Source organism: Clostridium sp., assembly GCF_040797585.1.
GTDB lineage: Bacteria > Bacillota > Clostridia > Clostridiales > Clostridiaceae > Clostridium_Z.
On record NZ_JBFNEO010000052.1, the window covers coordinates 1 to 15,476 of the forward strand.

Here is a 15,476-nt window from a genome sequence, read left to right on the forward strand (position 1 = left end):
AGAAATTTAAAGTTCTTGCTACTCCTTTATTGTGTTTATAAAATTTTCGACTAGTATTCTTTTATTATCATAACTATTGTAAAATTCATACAAATACATGGTGTAATTTAACTAATTATACCAAGGAGATTGATTGTTTTAAGCCTACATGTAATAAACTATAAAATATATAAAAAAGCCTAACCCTTACAATCAAAGAGTTAGGCCTTCTTATTGTTGGAACTAGTCCTTCTAATTTAATAAAATACATCTCTGATTAGAAATATATCTATAATCATTATCTTATATAATTAACTGTATTCTCTTTTCTTGCTGGTCCATTAGTTGTGTTTCCCTTTTTATATCCTAGAGATATTGCATGTATTTGTCTAAATCCTTCTGGTATCTGAAGTTCCTTAAATAATTCCTCTCCCTCCATACTATTTAGTAAATACTCAATAAATCCAATCCAACAAGAACCAATCCCTAGAGCTTCCCCTGCTATGAGCATATTTTCTACTGCTGCTGCACAGTCAATTGGAGAGTATCTATTAGTTTCATCTCCTGATACTAATATAACTGTAGGTGAGTTATAAAAAACATGAAATTTCTCATTGTTACCAACCTTTCTAAGGTAATCATTATCTGACTTTTTAGCAAACTCTTTAAAACTATAGTTTAATCTATCTATAAGATCTTTATTTTGTACCACTGTAAAATGCCATGGCTGTTTATTTGTAGCACTTGGTGCATAAATTCCTGCCTCTAATATGGCATTTAATTCTTCCTCTTTAATCTGCTCTGGTAGAAAAACCCTTGTGCTTCTTCTATTTCTTATGACTTTTAAAGTTTCATTCATAGTAAAATCCCCCTATAATTAATATGTTTTAATAATTGATTATATTTTACTTAAGTCACTTTAATTCCATATTTCTATTATACTATTGTTTATAGAAAGTAATGGATGATATACTTTTATTATAGATATGGTAATATAAACTTTAAAGTAGGCACTTTTAAGTAAGATACTATACAAAAGAAGAGAAATGCAAGTTATGAATGCTTGTCATAATGAAGAAAATATATGCCCTATAAAATATACATTGGAATCTATAGGGTGGAATCTTTCTCAGCTTAACTTCTAATTAAATTTTTTCAATTTTGCATTTATAAACTTTTTATTTTTATTATATAATAGAAACCCTATTAGAACCCCTATCATATTTAATATCATATAATCAACACTAACAACTAAGCTTCCAGCATAAATTCCAATTGAATATAACTTAACTTGCAATAATGAAATTAATAGAAATGTAATTACACCTGCTATAATACATTGCAATAACTCTTTAATCTTTTTTAAAAAAATTGGTACAAAAAAACCAAAAGGTATGAATAAAAGTATCATCTTAACATATTTTATCAATATATAAATTAATGGAATTCCTGAATAATTTGCTCTATTTAATTCATTTAATATAGTGTTTAAAGGCTTTAAACTTATAGTAAGTAAAAGATTAAGATCAAAATATGGATATGTATTCATAGGAAACATATAAGAACTAATAAGAACTAGGATATATGCAGTAAAAAAGACTTTCATTGACTCATAAAACTTATTTATATTTATGCCTTTCTTTCTATAATTATCTAGTTGTTTATATTTAAAAGTTATGTAAATAGGAATAAATATGACCATTACACCTCCATGTAACATATCATAATTTATAATTGAGTATAATAGATCCATAACTAAAATTAGTGAACATATACTTGATATGTATAATATACTTTTAAATCTTTTTTCTTTTTTCTTATGTTTAAGCACTTTTACTTCCCCAGACTTATTATCCATATTTTTACATATAGAATTTGCATATTCATCTATTTGTTTCACTATTTTCCCTCCTAAAAACTTCCAATATATTTTTAAAATTAATGTTTCTAATATAACTTTTAATTGCTTCTCTATTTATCTTCATCTGTTCGTTTCCAATTATTCTTGAATCATACCATAGAGTAGTCCATGCTATTTTGATTATATCAAAGGTGTTTTAATATGTAAAACTATACATTAATTCAAATATATACATTTCTTGTATATCTTATAATATTATATATTTAGATATTGTCTAAAACCTAAAAGTTTAACATAAAAAATATTTCAATATGTAAGTGCAAATAAGGATTTTTGTATGAATACATTTTACTCCATGGGCAGAGAACACCTTGATAACTTTCTTCATGAGGAAATTTTTTATCTCTTAATGAGTGTTTAAGCTAACATACTTAGAACTGTAGATATTATAAATAATTCTCTACAGTTCTACTATATTTTTATCAATTGATTATTACTTGTATAAATAATATTTAGAAGCTTTGTCTCTAAATTCCTTCGTTTCCTCGTTCCACCTACTTAATATCTCATCAGCACTTAACTCTCTCCCAAGTTTTTCTCTTAAAACTCTAGTTCCTGAAATAGAATCTAAGAATATTCCATAGCCTTCACTTTCTATAAATTCAAGATCTCCTTTATCCATTTTTATTATAGTTTCAAGTAGATGTAATCCAACCTCTACTCCGTTAACTTCTCTTATATCATCTAAGTGCATTTGAACTCCTCCACACATTTTTCCTTCATGCTTCGAAAATGTAGGTGTATAATATAGTGGTCTAAATTTAACCCCTTTAAGATTCTTTTCTTCCATCCTGTTTGCCAATTCACATCCATCTATCCAAGGTGCTCCAACTATTTCGAAAGGTTTTGTAGTTCCTCTTCCTTCTGATATATTTGTTCCTTCTAAAAGGAAAGTTCCATTATACAATAAAGCCGTAGAAAGACTTGGCATATTAGGTGAAGGACTTATCCAAGGTAAATCTGTGTCCTCATGAAGCATCCATCTCTCCCATCCCCTTATTTTAATAACCTCTAAATCACAACCTATATTAAATTCATTATTAAAATAATGTGCAAGTTCTCCTATAGTTAATCCATACCTTATAGGAGTTGGATACATTCCTACAAATGTTTTGAACTCATCTTCTAATATATTTCCTTCAACTTTTTCTCCTCCAAGTATATTTATCCTATCAAGTACCAAAAGCTTTTTATTATTTTCCTTACATGCCTCTAAGCAGTACCCCATTAAGTATATATAGGTATAGAACCTTGATCCAACATCACCTATATCAAAAACCAATACATCTATATCTTCTAACATTTCTTTTGAAGGTTTTTTATGGACTTTTCAAAAAATATCTTATAAAATTCTTTTTAAAAATATACACTTTTTTATACTCTTTTATATGAATTTCACTATTTAAAAATATATAATTTACCTTTATACCCTAAATAAATTTTATATTTTTCATGTAAGTAATCACCATGTTTTTGCTTTAAATAAATCTTATACATATTTATAGGTAAAAATTCACGCACCTTCAATAACCATATATATTTCCATACCTACCCTCTCAGTCATAATAATTCATTTTTTTACAAAATATTCTTCTATTCTGTAGCCAAATATGCTATTATTTTAAAGATATCTATAATGGTATTTATATTTTTCAACAAAAGGAGATTAATCATGAAAAAGAAAGTAGCAATTTTGATTCTTGTGACTATGTTGTCAACATCTTTATTCGCTTGTAGCAATAAGGATAAGAATAGTACTAGCACTAACAATACTTCATCAACAGAAGAAAGCTCAAAAACTTCTTCTGAAACAAAGTCAGAAGAATCAACTGAAAAATCAAATGAAAAAAGTGCAAACTCAACAAAAAGTGAATCTGCAAAAGAATCTAGTATACAGTCTCCTCTACAAATAGGAGAGACAGGTATCACATCCAAATATTCAGTTAAATCCAAGGATGAGCGAAAAGCTAATGTAACACTGACAAATATTATTAGAGGTGAAGCTGCACAAAAGTTAGTAGATGAATTTAACGCGGAGAATGGTTTTATATCTATTTCTCCACTTGAAAGTAGTCTTCTAGAATTTGCTGTAGCAGAATATACAACTACTCTTCCAAATGATTTTCCTGCTGATGATGAGTCTGCTATAGATCAAAATCTTAGAGTTGATATAACTGGACTAGATGGTGAAGGTCTTAAATATGATGGTATTCTTTATATTCCTTCTGCATGGAATTTTAATTCACTTAAAATGTCAGACGTATTCCTTAAATCTGGAGAATCCGCTAAAGCTCGAGTTGTTTTTGCTATGCCAAAGGGTTGCACAGATTATCTTATTAACTTTGGAGAATATGATAACACTCTTGCTTATTATAGAGGAAAATAATAATTGAATTTAATTTTTATAGGGTTTTTAGCCTGAATCTTAACTTATGCATGTAGTTAAATCCTTTAAAATCGTAGATTTTAAGCAGTGCATAAGATAAGTTTTGAATCAAAAACCCTATATACTCCCCTTTTAACTGAAAAAAGCACTATGAATTTAAATTTTCATAATGCTTTTTCTATGCTTATTGCAAATAGTAAATATTAAGTTTTATCATAACTATATGTTGTCATATCCAAAACAGACAGGTGCTCCATTGGTTTCATCAATGATGATTCTTGCTTCAATATTAAACACTTCTTTTAAAACAGGTTTTGTAATCACATCTTCTGGTTTTCCTGTAGCAACTATTTTCCCACTCCTCATTGCCACAATGTTATGAGAAAATCTTGCTGCTTGATTAATATCGTGAAGTACCATAACCACAGTACACTTTCGTTCTTTATTTAATTCTTCTACAATTTTAAGTACCTCTAGCTGATGTGACATATCAAGGTATGTAGTGGGTTCATCCAGGAGTAAAATATCTGTTTCTTGAGCTAGCGCCATAGCTAACCACACTTTTTGCCTTTGTCCCCCAGATAAGCAACCTATTTCACGTTCTTTAAAATCAGTAACTTTTGTAACATTTATGGCCCACTCTATAATCTCTTTATCCTTAGATGTTAACTTATTTATCTTCTTACAATGAGGAAATCTTCCATAAGAAACCAGTTCCTCAACCTTAAGCTCTGGAGGTGCCACAGGATTTTGGGGAAGAAGGGCTAAACTCTTTGCAATCTGCTTAGTCTGTATTTTAGTAATATTTTCTCCTTTTAAATAAACCTCTCCATTACTTGGTTTTATAATACGTCCCATGGTCTTTAATAAAGTAGATTTTCCGCATCCATTTGGTCCAATAATAGTTGTTATTTTTCCCTCTTCTACTTTTAAATCTATATCTTTAAATACTACAAAGCTTTCATAGCATGTCTCTAATTTACTAACTTCTAATATACTCACCTTAATCCCCCTCTATACTTTTGATCTTAATAATAAATATACAAAATAAGGTATACCAATTATGGAAATAACAATTCCAACAGACAATTCAGCGGGGGCAAATATAGTTTTACCGATGAAATCTGAAACCATAACTAATATGGTTCCAACTAATCCTGCCACTGGAATAACTCTTCTATGATTAATCCCAACAAGACTCTTTGCAATATGAGGTGCAAGTAGTCCTACAAAGCCAATGTTACCTGATACAGATACACATGCACTGACGATTCCTATAGCTGATAATAATAATATAGCTTTCTCTCTTTCAGTAGATATACCTAAACTCTTAACTGTATTCTCCTCTAGCTGAAATAGATCTAAAATAAATGCTTTTTTTAAAATAACAGGGAATAATAAAACTACCCAAGGCATTATTGATAAAATATATTTCCAATTGGCATTCCATATGCTTCCGTTAATCCACACAGTAGCCATTTCAAAATCTGAAGCATTCATTTTCAAAGATATAAATAGAGAAACCGCTCCTAATCCCGAACTTATTGCTATCCCTACTAGGATAAGTCTTTGTGTGTCTAGTCTGCCATCTTTCCAAGCGAAAAGATAAATTAATACAGCTGATGTAAGTCCACCTACCAGTCCAAATAAAGGCATAGATAAAGTTGATAACCATCCTCCACCATCAAACTTTCCTTGAAATAGGAATATAAATAAAACAATTGCCATTCCAGCTCCAGCATTTATACCTAAAATTCCTGGGTCAGCTAAACCATTCTTTGTTATCCCTTGAATTACTGTTCCCGCAATTCCAAAACCAAAGCCAACTAAAGCTCCAATGACAATCCTAGGAAGACGAAACTCAAATATAACTAAATCATTATTTGGATCAGGATTTATTCTAAATAGTGTATCTATTATATCTTTAATAGATAGATCATAGGTTCCATTAGTTATACTTATATACATAAATGCTAGAATTAAAATAATGCTTACAAAAACCACAGTACTATATCTTTTTAGAGAATCCTTACGCATTTTTTTGCCCTCCTTTAGTTCTTGCTAAATATAAGAAGAAAGGCACTCCTATAAGGGAAGTCACAACTCCTATAGGTGTCTCAAAAGGATAATTTAAAAATCTGCTTACTATATCACAAAGTGCTAGAAATATAGCTCCTGTTACTGCGGAACATGGAATAATCCACTTGTAATCACTTCCAACTAGAAATCTTACCGTATGAGGTATTATAAGACCAATAAAAGCTATCTTACCTGCTAAAGCTACTGATATTCCTGTTAATACAACAACAGTGCTCATGGCAATAAACTTTATAAGACCAGTTCTTTGTCCAAGGCTAATTGAAATATCTTCTCCTAAGGATAATATGGTTATAGATTTAGATATTGCTATTGCAGCTATGATTCCTACTATAGCAAAAGGTATTATAATTTTTATTTTATCTGGAGTAATTTGATGAAGCTTAGCATTGTACCAAAAGCTTATATTTTGTGAAACTTGAAAATATGTAGATAATGCTGCTGATACGCTATTCAAAAATGCTCCTGTAATTGTTCCAATAATAGCAAGACGTACTGGCGACATCCCATTAGGCATAAAAAATGCTAATCCAAAGGTCATTAATGCTCCCATAGTAGAACCTATAAAAGAACAGATAATTAATGTCAAAGAAGATGTCTCTGGAAAAAATATCATGAAAATTGTAACAACAAAAACAGATCCATCAGAAACTCCCATAATGGAAGGGGATGCAAGGTAGTTCCTTGTCACCCCTTGCATTAATGCCCCTGATACGGCCAAAAATCCTCCGATTAAAAGTGCACCTATTACCCTAGGTAAACGAGAATACATTATAATTTGATGATTTACATTAGTTGAATCAAAATTTAAAAAAGCTTCTCTTACTATATTTATATCAATATCTTTTGCCCCGTATAGAATTGATAAGACCACTGTTAATACCATAAATATTGGTGATATCAATAAAATTAACATTGGCTTTGAAATCTTTTTTGACATAATGCTATGTTCACTCCTAATTATTTAGATAACTCTGCTACAGCTGCCTTTAAGAAATTTGATTTACTCCAAGCAGTTCCACCTTGAGCTAATGGATCAACAGTATTTACAAATACCTTATCGTTCTTTACTGCATTTATACTATTCCAAATAGGATTCTTCTTTAACTCTTCTAAAGCTTTAGGCTTGTCTGCATTTTCAGATTCAGAAAACTGAAGGAAAATATAATCTGGATTTAACTCTGAAAACTTTTCTAATGAAACAATTTCTTGAGCCTTTGCAGCTTTTATTTGTTCTGGAACTGTTAAGCCTAGGTCATTATAAAGTACTGGATTAAAGAATACAGTTTCAGGATAAATAGCTATATTACCATTTCTTATTCTTATAGAAACAACTTTTTTGTCTTTCATTTTATCACTAAGTTTTTCCTTAGCTTCTTTTGCGTCATCCTTATACTTTTGTATAATTTCTTTTGCTTTATCTTCCTTACCACTTATTTCAGCCATAAGCATAAGATTAGCTTCCCAATCAGTAGATATATGTGAAACTGGTGCAGTATCCTTTACTTTATTTAACTTTTCTAAAGCCTCTGCTGGAAATTTAGTTGATCCTAGTATTATATCTGGTTTTAAAGATAATATAGTCTCAATATTAGGTTGCATCTTTTCTCCTATTGGTTTTGAGTTATCTGTTATATCTTTAAAAATTTCTGGAAACTTTCCACCTACAGTTATAGCACCTACAGGTTCTACTCCTAGAATTAAAGCATCCTCCATTGATTCCATAGTTCCTGTTATAACAATCCTTGGGTCTTTACTTGGTACTGTATACTCTTTTCCTAAATAGCTTATTTTTTTATCTTTACTTTCTTGTTGTACTTCCTTTGTACTATTAGTCGCTTTATCTTCACCGGCACCCTTGCTACTACAACCAACTGCCCCAATTACCATTAATGCTGATAATGTTAATATTAATAATCTTTTTTTCATTACTATCAACTCTCCTTTTATATAAATTATATTTTTATGTGTATAGACCTACATAATCTATTAAATTATGTACTCTAATATGCCAAAGTTAAGACTTGTATTATGAGCATCACTAAGAATACTCCTTCTTCATGATTTAAAATCAAGAATTTCTAACTGTCTTTATAAGTTCTTATTATCTTCATATAGAGTAATATACTCTCATTTAGATAACTTAACTTAAAAATAAAATTCTCTTATATTGCTTTTATATGCTAAATTTAGTTAACACTAAAGTCTTGTTTATGATAATGAATATCATTCCAGATTATAATTATTGGTAGCTATCTTTGTCAATTGATTATCAATTTATCTTGGAAATTTTATATATAATAGTTGTTATTTATAAATTAAGTAAAACTATATAATTAGTTGATATTTTATGCTTTAACAGGAAAAAATTAAAATAATCAAAAAATTTGACCATTTCTTTAATTGCCTATTTACAACCTGAGTGATATAATCCAGTTTGTTTATGATGAAAATGATTATCGATTTCTATAACAATTAAACTTAATTAATACATAGGTAAATGTATCAGGGGGACTATAATAATGAAAAGAATTGCAATATATGGAAAAGGCGGGATAGGTAAATCTACAACAGTATCTAACATTTCTGCTGCACTCTCTGCTATGGGTAATAGAGTAATGCAAATTGGTTGTGACCCAAAAGCAGATTCCACTAGAAATTTAACTTATGGTAAACCTATCCAAACTGTACTTGAAACTTTAAGAAATCTAGGAGATAGGGACTTAACTTTAAAAGATTTAGTTTTTGAAAGTGAAAGTGGAGTTTTTTGTGTAGAGGCTGGTGGCCCTATGCCAGGGGTAGGATGTGCAGGAAGAGGTATAATAACTGCCTTTGAAAAGTTAGAAGAACTTGATGCTTATGAATACTATAAGCCTGATGTAGTACTTTACGATGTTTTAGGAGATGTAGTTTGTGGTGGTTTCTCTATGCCAATAAGAGGTGGATATGCAGATGAGGTATGTATCGTTACCTCTGGTGAGATGATGTCTCTTTATGCAGCAAATAATATATCCTATGCAGTTAAAAATTTTGGAAAGATGGGTTATGCTTCCTTGAAAGGTCTTATCTTTAATGCAAAGAACTTTGAAGGTGAAAAGGACTTAGTAGAAAAAGCTGCTGAAGAAATTGGAACAGAAATACTTTATAGTATACCTAGAAATTCTGCAGTTCAACAAGCAGAAGCTATGGGTATGACTGTTGTACAAGCATTCCCTGATAATGAAATGACAAAAGAATATTACAATCTGGCAAATATAGTTTATGGTGATAAAATATAGAGATCTCTTGAGATTGTTTAAAAGAGGTGACTAATGGAAATTAATTCTACTTTAAAAGAAAATAATATTATTGGTAACTTAAGAAAGCTCTCAGATATAAAAAAAGATAAGGATATTAGACAAGGAGCCTACGCTATTTATCCTGGTCCTAGATGTCCTCTAGCTTTAGTATCTAATGTTTTTTCTGGAATAAAAGGTGTCTCAACATTGATAGTAGGTACATCTGAATGTACTTACTACAATAAAAATATATCCATGTCTTCTAAGGATCCAATTAAAAACAATACCACTTGGTCTTATGCTTTGGATCCCAAGGAAGTTATTTTTGGTTGTAGAGACGGTATTATTGATGGATTACAAGAAATAGACAATAGTGGCTCTGAAGTTATAATTTTAGTATCCGCTTGCGTTCCAGAAATGATTGGTGAAGACTTTCAAGGAATAGCTTTTGAAGCAAACTCTATTTTAAACTCAAAAGTAATTCATATAAATGCTGCTCATTTTAAATGTTATAGCTCTGTACCTTCAAAAGAAGCTTCTCTAAGCTCTCTTTATACCATTATGGAGAAACAAGATATAAAAAAGAATACTATTAACTTGTTAGGAGAAGCCTCAGATAAACTTCATAAGAGTGAAGTTATAAGTTTACTTAAAAAATATGATATAAAAATCAATTGTACAATCCCTCATAATCTAACAGTTGACTCTTTACGTAAAGCACCTTCAGCTGCACTATCCATAGTTACAGATATTGCAGCATTACCACTGGCTGAAAAGATGTATGAAAAGTTTGGTACACCCTACGTTCTATTTCCTCATCTTTTGGATATTGATGAAATAAAGAATGCTTATAAAGAGATAAGTAATTACTTAGATATACCTATAGAAAAAGAAATAGAGGAACTATATTCAAAGACTAAAAAACAAATAGAGGTTTATAATTCTATTCTTAAAGGTAAGGTATTTGCTAGTGGTTATATGTTATTAGATCCATTTATTCATTCATCATTTCTTTCCTCTTTCGGAATGGAACCAGTGTACGTAGAGGCAGAATACTTTTTTTCCAAAAATAACTTATGGAAAGATAAAATACTCTCATTAGGTTTCAATCCTTATGTAGGACATACATTTAGCTTTAAAACATTAAGTGCTACATTGAATTCATTTTCTATTGATTACTTTTTTGGCCATAGATCAGTAGACGAAAATGAACCTTCATCTATTAAATCTATAAAATATAACAATGCTATTTTCCAGCTTGGATTTGAACAACCTTTAAGTGTTCTTAATAGGATATACCCTATAGATGAGAGTTATGAAAATAAGATTTGTAAGGAGGAAAAGGAATAATGGGACTTTATAAATATTATCCTATACCCTCTGATAGAATGGGAGCACTTTGGACACTATTATCTATAAGAGATTCTTACATACTAGAATTTGGTACATCAGGAACTACTCGATTTGAATTAAATAGTTTTGCTAGGATGCAAGGGGAACAAAACAGCAAAATTTTCACTACTCATCTAGATGAAACTGATATTGCCCTTGGAGAAATCACTCGTCTTAATAAAGCAGTGGATGAGATTATTACACAATATAATCCATCTGTTCTATTTATCATGCCATCTACACTATCTGCTACTATGGGAACTGATATAGACATGTACTGTATGGAATATGAAGAAAAATATAGTAATACGCAAATAATTCCAATAATAAATGATGGATTTAAGGGTAATTGGACTTTAGGAGTTAGGGATACACTAGATACTTTAGTAAAAACTCTTCCTATAGATATTAAAAAATCCGAAAACTTGACCTTTAATATAATAGGATCTTGTGCGGATGACTTTAACTACATTTCAGATTTATGTGAGATTAAAAGAATATTGAAAGAGTGCTTTAACGCAAGTCCACTATGTATAATGACTTCTGATACTAATATTTCTGATATAAAGTCTATGGGAGGATCACATATAAATATTGTATTAAGAAATGAAGGTATTAATGCAGCTAAAACTCTAAAAAAACGTTTTGGAACACCTTATGTTTTCGGAAGACCTTATGGGCTTAAAGGTACTATGCAGTGGATTAAAGAAATCTCAGAAGCCCTAAATGTTAAATTTAATGATGAGTTTATAATAGCTGAACAGGATGAACTACAAGAAGCATTAAACACATCTTTATCCTATAATTCACAATTTAGTAAACCTTCTATTACCATGGGGGGGCATATAGATGTAGTAAGTGGAATTATGGATTTTCTAAAATATGAGGCTGGTTTTGAAATATCTAATATTTGGTGTACTTCTCCAGACATGAAAACAGATAGTATACCCTTTTATAAGGAAAGTCAGTGGGAAAAAGTGATTAAAGATGGAAACTACAAAATCCTAATGGGTAACGCTATTACACTTGACTTGTGTAAAAATAACTCTAAGAAGATACAAATAGATATTCCAAATTATGAATTTCAATTTTTAAAATACCCTTATACTCCATATGTAGGCTTTAGAGGAGCATTATACTTGCTAAGTAAATGCTTAAATCCTTAAATTAATAGCCGATGTTTTCTCATAATAATAACAATACTTTGCTAAATGGATAATACTTCATAAGTCATTATTTTATTAAGTAAGGTATTGTTTATTTTAATGTTAATCTAACTGTTAAATATATTAACTAACCCTACTTTAGTATAAATACAATAAAAATCTAATTAATTTTAATCTAAGCTCTATGCCCTTAATTAAAAGTCTTCTTTATTGTTCAATTAAATTATATATTAATACTTTTTATAATAATAAAAGATAACTTTTAAAAGAAAAGGTTATAATAGCTTATAATGATATCATTAATACTTAAGGTAGGTGAAAATAATGAACTATATAATATACGACTTAGAATTTAATCAAAAATCTTTAAATAGCACTGGTGAAGATACTAAAAGTCATTCAAAGTTAACCTTTGAAATCCTTCAGATTGGGGCATTAAAACTTAATGAAAACTTTGAAACCATATCTGCCTTTAACACCTTAATAAAACCTACATTATATAATACAGTTCATCCCTATGTGGAAAACTTAACTAAAATAACTACTGAAAAAGTTTCTTCTTGTGAGAGTTTTTCTAAGGTATATGAAGACTTTATAAAATTTATTGGTAATAATGAAGTAATATTATGTGTCTGGGGAACTACTGATATTAAAGAATTTATAAAGAACATAAAATTTCATGATTTACCTATTTCATTGCTTCCTAAAAAATATATTGATATCCAAAAGTATGCCTCAAAACATTTTAAAATTCCAAAAGGATCAAAAATTGGACTAAAAAACACTGTTGAACTTTTAGATATACCCTTTGATGATAACTTTCATGACGCTTATAATGATGCCTATTATACTACGGAAGTGTTTAAGCTTATTTATAATGATAATATGACTCCTAAAACTTATAACTTTAATTATACTAAAAGATATAATAAGCCTAAGGATAAGGTTAATACAGAGGCTTTAATTAATCAATTTGAAAAAATGTATAATAGAGAAATGTCTGTAGAAGAGAAAACCATAATAAAACTTGCATATATGATGGGTAACACTAATCAATTTAAGACCAAACCATAAAAAACCACCATAATGATATAAGGTGGTTTTCTCATATATTATAACAATAAATATATCCTAAGTTTATAAAAGCTATAATTCCTATTACTATATATGCTTACTATATTCTCTAATCAACTCGTCTTAAATAATAAAATCATCTAGCTATTTGATGCCTTAGAATCATTACTCTTTAGATTTCTCCCTCCCCATTTACACATCTCCTCTAAAATAGGCATGAGGGACCAGCCTCTTTCTGATAAAAAATACTCTACCTTAGGTGGAACTTGATGATATTCCCTGCGAACTATAATATCATCAACTTCAAGTTCTTTTAGCTGACTACTTAACATTTTATGAGTAATGCCTTTAACAGATTTCTTTAGCTCTCCATAACGCATAACCTTACCTTTAGATAACCAAAACATTATAACCATCTTCCACTTCCCCCCTATAATTGACAATGTGTATTCAAATGGTTCTGTGTGGACTTCTATTTTTTCATCCATTTCATACTCTCCTTTATGTTAGTATCTTACATTAAAGTGCATACTATCTTTTTAATATTACATATATAATAATATATATAAAGATGCTTTTCAAAGTAACTTATATTATTAAGGGGGAAAATATTATGATCAAGTTTATAGAAATCAAACCTGAAGAACTAAACAAGAGTCCATTTAAACTTATAGGTAAGGATTGGATGCTTATCACAGCTGAAAAAGATGATAAAGTAAATACAATGACTGCGTCTTGGGGTGGTCTTGGGGTTATGTGGGGAAAGAATGTAGCATATATTGTCATAAGACCTCAACGTTATACTAAGGAATTCGTGGACAACTCCTCTAGCTTTTCTCTAACATTTTTTGATGAAAGCTTTAGGAAACAATTAAGCTATCTAGGAACTGTATCTGGAAAAGATGAAGATAAAATCTCTGAAGCTAATTTAACAATAAAACATTCAGATAATACACCTTATTTTGAAGAAAGTAATATTGCAATTATATGTAAGAAACTATATGCTCAAGATTTCAATCCTGAATGTTTTATATCAAAGGAATCCGATGAAAAATGGTATCCTGAAAAAGACTATCACACCTTATATATAGCTGAAGTTGAAAAGATCCTTATAAAAGAATAATAAAAAAACTTTATAAGGACAATAAGGAATATACTGATTTAAGTAGTGAAACCATTACTTATGTACTAATTTATATAGTGATTTCACTACTTATATTTTGTATATTATATTCATTGATTATTTTCTACTTAAAAGCTGTGTAGTAATGCTAATCTATGCACTATTACACAGCTCTCTGATTAAATTATTTTATTCCTATAATTAGTATACAATTCCTCATAATTTATAAGTAATTACTTAGATCTTCTCTATATGAATGGGCTTCAGATTTACTTTTAATAACAGTGTATACTAGAATCACTTCAGACTTTATTTTGTTTAATTATATCTTATCCTTAATATTTTTAAACCAGTTATAATCCTCTTTGATTTCCTCATCACTCTTATAAACATTCATCAATTTCCCTAGTTCAATAGAGAACTCAATAAAGGCTTTACCAATTGATGTTATACAGTTTCTATCTATAACAATATCTTCATTAACTATAGTAGCTTTCTTAAAGAACTCTTTATTTTCTTCATCTAGTTTAATTCCCTCACTATCACCAGTGCACTTTTTATTATCAAGTACACCGAACCTTGCCATAAGTTCAACTCCACCACAAATCCCTGCAATAAACTTATTCTTTTCATTTAATGCTGTGATAAACTCTCTTAGCTCAGTATTCTCATAAAGATGAGTTGGATTCCCTCCTGGAATAATGAAAAGGTCAATATTGTCTGGATTTAATTCTTGTACTGTTTTATCTGGTAAATATTTTTGTTTTTCCTCACTTATATAAATACGATCCTCTAAAGCAACTGAGATAATATTATCCATAAACTTAGCAAAGGTCAGTACAACTTCAAATTCACAGAAACCATGGTAATAAAGAACACATACATTCATTGTATAATCCCCTCTTTCCTTATAGCTTATTAAGTATTTTTCTTATTTCCTGAGTAACAAATTCCGAGTCATCCTTATCTAATAATCTAAAATATAAGCTTCTTAAAAATCCTTTTACATTGACCTTTAAATAAAAATTATTCATATAACTAGCATCTGGATCTTTAAATC

Annotated in this window: 16 protein-coding genes and 1 pseudogene; 7 read left to right on the forward strand and 10 right to left on the reverse strand. The window is 29.5% G+C overall.

Annotated features, from left to right (window positions below; translation table 11 throughout):
• Positions 1–277: 277 nt before the first annotated feature.
• Together AB2369_RS05260 and AB2369_RS05265 are read right to left on the reverse strand one after the other, a co-directional pair.
• A complete protein-coding gene (locus tag AB2369_RS05260) occupies positions 278–838 on the reverse strand; it encodes a nitroreductase family protein (protein WP_367665435.1) in 561 nt (186 codons plus the stop codon).
• A 282-nt stretch (positions 839–1,120) separates the two neighbouring features.
• The gene (locus tag AB2369_RS05265; protein ID WP_367665436.1) at positions 1,121–1,879 is read right to left on the reverse strand and encodes a VanZ family protein; all 759 of its coding nucleotides are present in this window, start codon (positions 1,877–1,879) and stop codon (positions 1,121–1,123) included.
• 262 nt (positions 1,880–2,141) lie between these two features.
• On the opposite strand from AB2369_RS05265, the gene AB2369_RS05270 reads away from it, so the two are divergent.
• Positions 2,142–2,261 carry a TetR-like C-terminal domain-containing protein gene (locus tag AB2369_RS05270; RefSeq protein ID WP_367665449.1) on the forward strand — a complete coding sequence of 40 codons (120 nt, stop codon included), beginning with the start codon at positions 2,142–2,144 and terminating at the stop codon, positions 2,259–2,261.
• 72 nt (positions 2,262–2,333) lie between these two features.
• On the opposite strand, the gene AB2369_RS05275 is transcribed toward AB2369_RS05270, so the two are convergent.
• Together AB2369_RS05275 and AB2369_RS05280 are read right to left on the reverse strand one after the other, a co-directional pair.
• Entirely contained in the window at positions 2,334–2,831 is a 498-nt protein-coding gene (locus AB2369_RS05275; RefSeq protein ID WP_367665450.1) for a hypothetical protein, read from the reverse strand.
• Positions 2,832–3,212 (reverse strand): annotated as a pseudogene (locus AB2369_RS05280) (exo-beta-N-acetylmuramidase NamZ domain-containing protein); the annotation flags it as partial. It abuts the gene before it with no gap.
• A gap of 360 nt (positions 3,213–3,572) precedes the next feature.
• Here AB2369_RS05280 and AB2369_RS05285 point away from each other — a divergent pair.
• The gene (locus AB2369_RS05285) at positions 3,573–4,286 is read left to right on the forward strand and encodes a hypothetical protein (RefSeq protein WP_367665437.1); all 714 of its coding nucleotides are present in this window, start codon (positions 3,573–3,575) and stop codon (positions 4,284–4,286) included.
• Between the two features lie 219 nt (positions 4,287–4,505).
• Here the strand turns inward: AB2369_RS05285 and AB2369_RS05290 are convergent, their stop codons facing one another.
• Genes AB2369_RS05290 through AB2369_RS05305 form a run of 4 tightly spaced genes read right to left on the reverse strand, consistent with a single transcriptional unit; the run spans position 4,506 to position 8,312 of the window.
• The gene (locus AB2369_RS05290; RefSeq protein ID WP_367665438.1) at positions 4,506–5,288 is read right to left on the reverse strand and encodes an ABC transporter ATP-binding protein; all 783 of its coding nucleotides are present in this window, start codon (positions 5,286–5,288) and stop codon (positions 4,506–4,508) included.
• A 12-nt stretch (positions 5,289–5,300) separates the two neighbouring features.
• Positions 5,301–6,323 (reverse strand): FecCD family ABC transporter permease, encoded by a 1,023-nt coding sequence (locus AB2369_RS05295; protein ID WP_367665439.1) that lies wholly within the window; start codon positions 6,321–6,323, stop codon positions 5,301–5,303.
• Positions 6,316–7,323: a FecCD family ABC transporter permease gene (locus AB2369_RS05300; protein WP_367665440.1), complete on the reverse strand. Its 1,008-nt coding sequence runs from the start codon at positions 7,321–7,323 to the stop codon at positions 6,316–6,318. Before AB2369_RS05300 ends, AB2369_RS05295 begins: the two co-directional genes overlap by 8 nt.
• Positions 7,324–7,343: 20 nt before the next feature.
• A complete protein-coding gene (locus AB2369_RS05305) occupies positions 7,344–8,312 on the reverse strand; it encodes an iron-hydroxamate ABC transporter substrate-binding protein (protein WP_367665441.1) in 969 nt (322 codons plus the stop codon).
• A 593-nt stretch (positions 8,313–8,905) separates the two neighbouring features.
• Between AB2369_RS05305 and AB2369_RS05310 the strand changes: the two genes are divergently transcribed.
• The 4 genes from AB2369_RS05310 to AB2369_RS05325 all read left to right on the forward strand — a co-directional run bounded on the left by AB2369_RS05310 (position 8,906) and on the right by AB2369_RS05325 (position 13,293).
• The gene (locus AB2369_RS05310) at positions 8,906–9,661 is read left to right on the forward strand and encodes an AAA family ATPase (protein ID WP_367665442.1); all 756 of its coding nucleotides are present in this window, start codon (positions 8,906–8,908) and stop codon (positions 9,659–9,661) included.
• A gap of 33 nt (positions 9,662–9,694) precedes the next feature.
• On the forward strand, positions 9,695–11,011 hold the full coding sequence (locus AB2369_RS05315) for a nitrogenase component 1 (RefSeq protein ID WP_367665443.1): 1,317 nt from the start codon (positions 9,695–9,697) through the stop codon (positions 11,009–11,011).
• The gene (locus AB2369_RS05320) at positions 11,011–12,219 is read left to right on the forward strand and encodes a nitrogenase component 1 (protein ID WP_367665444.1); all 1,209 of its coding nucleotides are present in this window, start codon (positions 11,011–11,013) and stop codon (positions 12,217–12,219) included. Before AB2369_RS05315 ends, AB2369_RS05320 begins: the two co-directional genes overlap by 1 nt.
• 324 nt (positions 12,220–12,543) lie before the next feature.
• The gene (locus tag AB2369_RS05325; protein WP_367665445.1) at positions 12,544–13,293 is read left to right on the forward strand and encodes an exonuclease domain-containing protein; all 750 of its coding nucleotides are present in this window, start codon (positions 12,544–12,546) and stop codon (positions 13,291–13,293) included.
• Positions 13,294–13,433: 140 nt separating this feature from the next.
• Here AB2369_RS05325 and AB2369_RS05330 read toward each other — a convergent pair whose 3' ends face one another.
• A complete protein-coding gene (locus tag AB2369_RS05330) occupies positions 13,434–13,781 on the reverse strand; it encodes a winged helix-turn-helix transcriptional regulator (protein ID WP_367665446.1) in 348 nt (115 codons plus the stop codon).
• Between the two features lie 125 nt (positions 13,782–13,906).
• Here AB2369_RS05330 and AB2369_RS05335 point away from each other — a divergent pair, with 125 nt between their 5' ends.
• A complete protein-coding gene (locus AB2369_RS05335; RefSeq protein WP_367665447.1) occupies positions 13,907–14,416 on the forward strand; it encodes a flavin reductase in 510 nt (169 codons plus the stop codon).
• 322 nt (positions 14,417–14,738) lie between these two features.
• On the opposite strand, the gene AB2369_RS05340 is transcribed toward AB2369_RS05335, so the two are convergent.
• Positions 14,739–15,305, reverse strand: coding sequence for a DJ-1/PfpI family protein (locus tag AB2369_RS05340; protein WP_367665448.1), 567 nt, complete (start codon positions 15,303–15,305; stop codon positions 14,739–14,741).
• Positions 15,306–15,476: the final 171 nt, after the last annotated feature.

Bases quoted from the DNA above. Each gene is read 5' to 3' on its own strand.
- AB2369_RS05340 (WP_367665448.1), bottom strand. From the start codon at position 15,305: ATGAATGTATGTGTTCTTTATTACCATGGTTTCTGTGAATTTGAAGTT.
- AB2369_RS05275 (WP_367665450.1), bottom strand. From the start codon at position 2,831: ATGCCAAGTCTTTCTACGGCTTTATTGTATAATGGAACTTTCCTTTTA.
- AB2369_RS05315 (WP_367665443.1), top strand. From the start codon at position 9,695: ATGGAAATTAATTCTACTTTAAAAGAAAATAATATTATTGGTAACTTA.
- AB2369_RS05320 (WP_367665444.1), top strand. From the start codon at position 11,011: ATGGGACTTTATAAATATTATCCTATACCCTCTGATAGAATGGGAGCA.
- AB2369_RS05310 (WP_367665442.1), top strand. From the start codon at position 8,906: ATGAAAAGAATTGCAATATATGGAAAAGGCGGGATAGGTAAATCTACA.
- AB2369_RS05325 (WP_367665445.1), top strand. From the start codon at position 12,544: ATGAACTATATAATATACGACTTAGAATTTAATCAAAAATCTTTAAAT.
- AB2369_RS05260 (WP_367665435.1), bottom strand. From the start codon at position 838: ATGAATGAAACTTTAAAAGTCATAAGAAATAGAAGAAGCACAAGGGTT.
- AB2369_RS05305 (WP_367665441.1), bottom strand. From the start codon at position 8,312: ATGAAAAAAAGATTATTAATATTAACATTATCAGCATTAATGGTAATT.
- AB2369_RS05335 (WP_367665447.1), top strand. From the start codon at position 13,907: ATGATCAAGTTTATAGAAATCAAACCTGAAGAACTAAACAAGAGTCCA.
- AB2369_RS05300 (WP_367665440.1), bottom strand. From the start codon at position 7,323: ATGTCAAAAAAGATTTCAAAGCCAATGTTAATTTTATTGATATCACCA.
- AB2369_RS05295 (WP_367665439.1), bottom strand. From the start codon at position 6,323: ATGCGTAAGGATTCTCTAAAAAGATATAGTACTGTGGTTTTTGTAAGC.
- AB2369_RS05330 (WP_367665446.1), bottom strand. From the start codon at position 13,781: ATGGATGAAAAAATAGAAGTCCACACAGAACCATTTGAATACACATTG.
- AB2369_RS05285 (WP_367665437.1), top strand. From the start codon at position 3,573: ATGAAAAAGAAAGTAGCAATTTTGATTCTTGTGACTATGTTGTCAACA.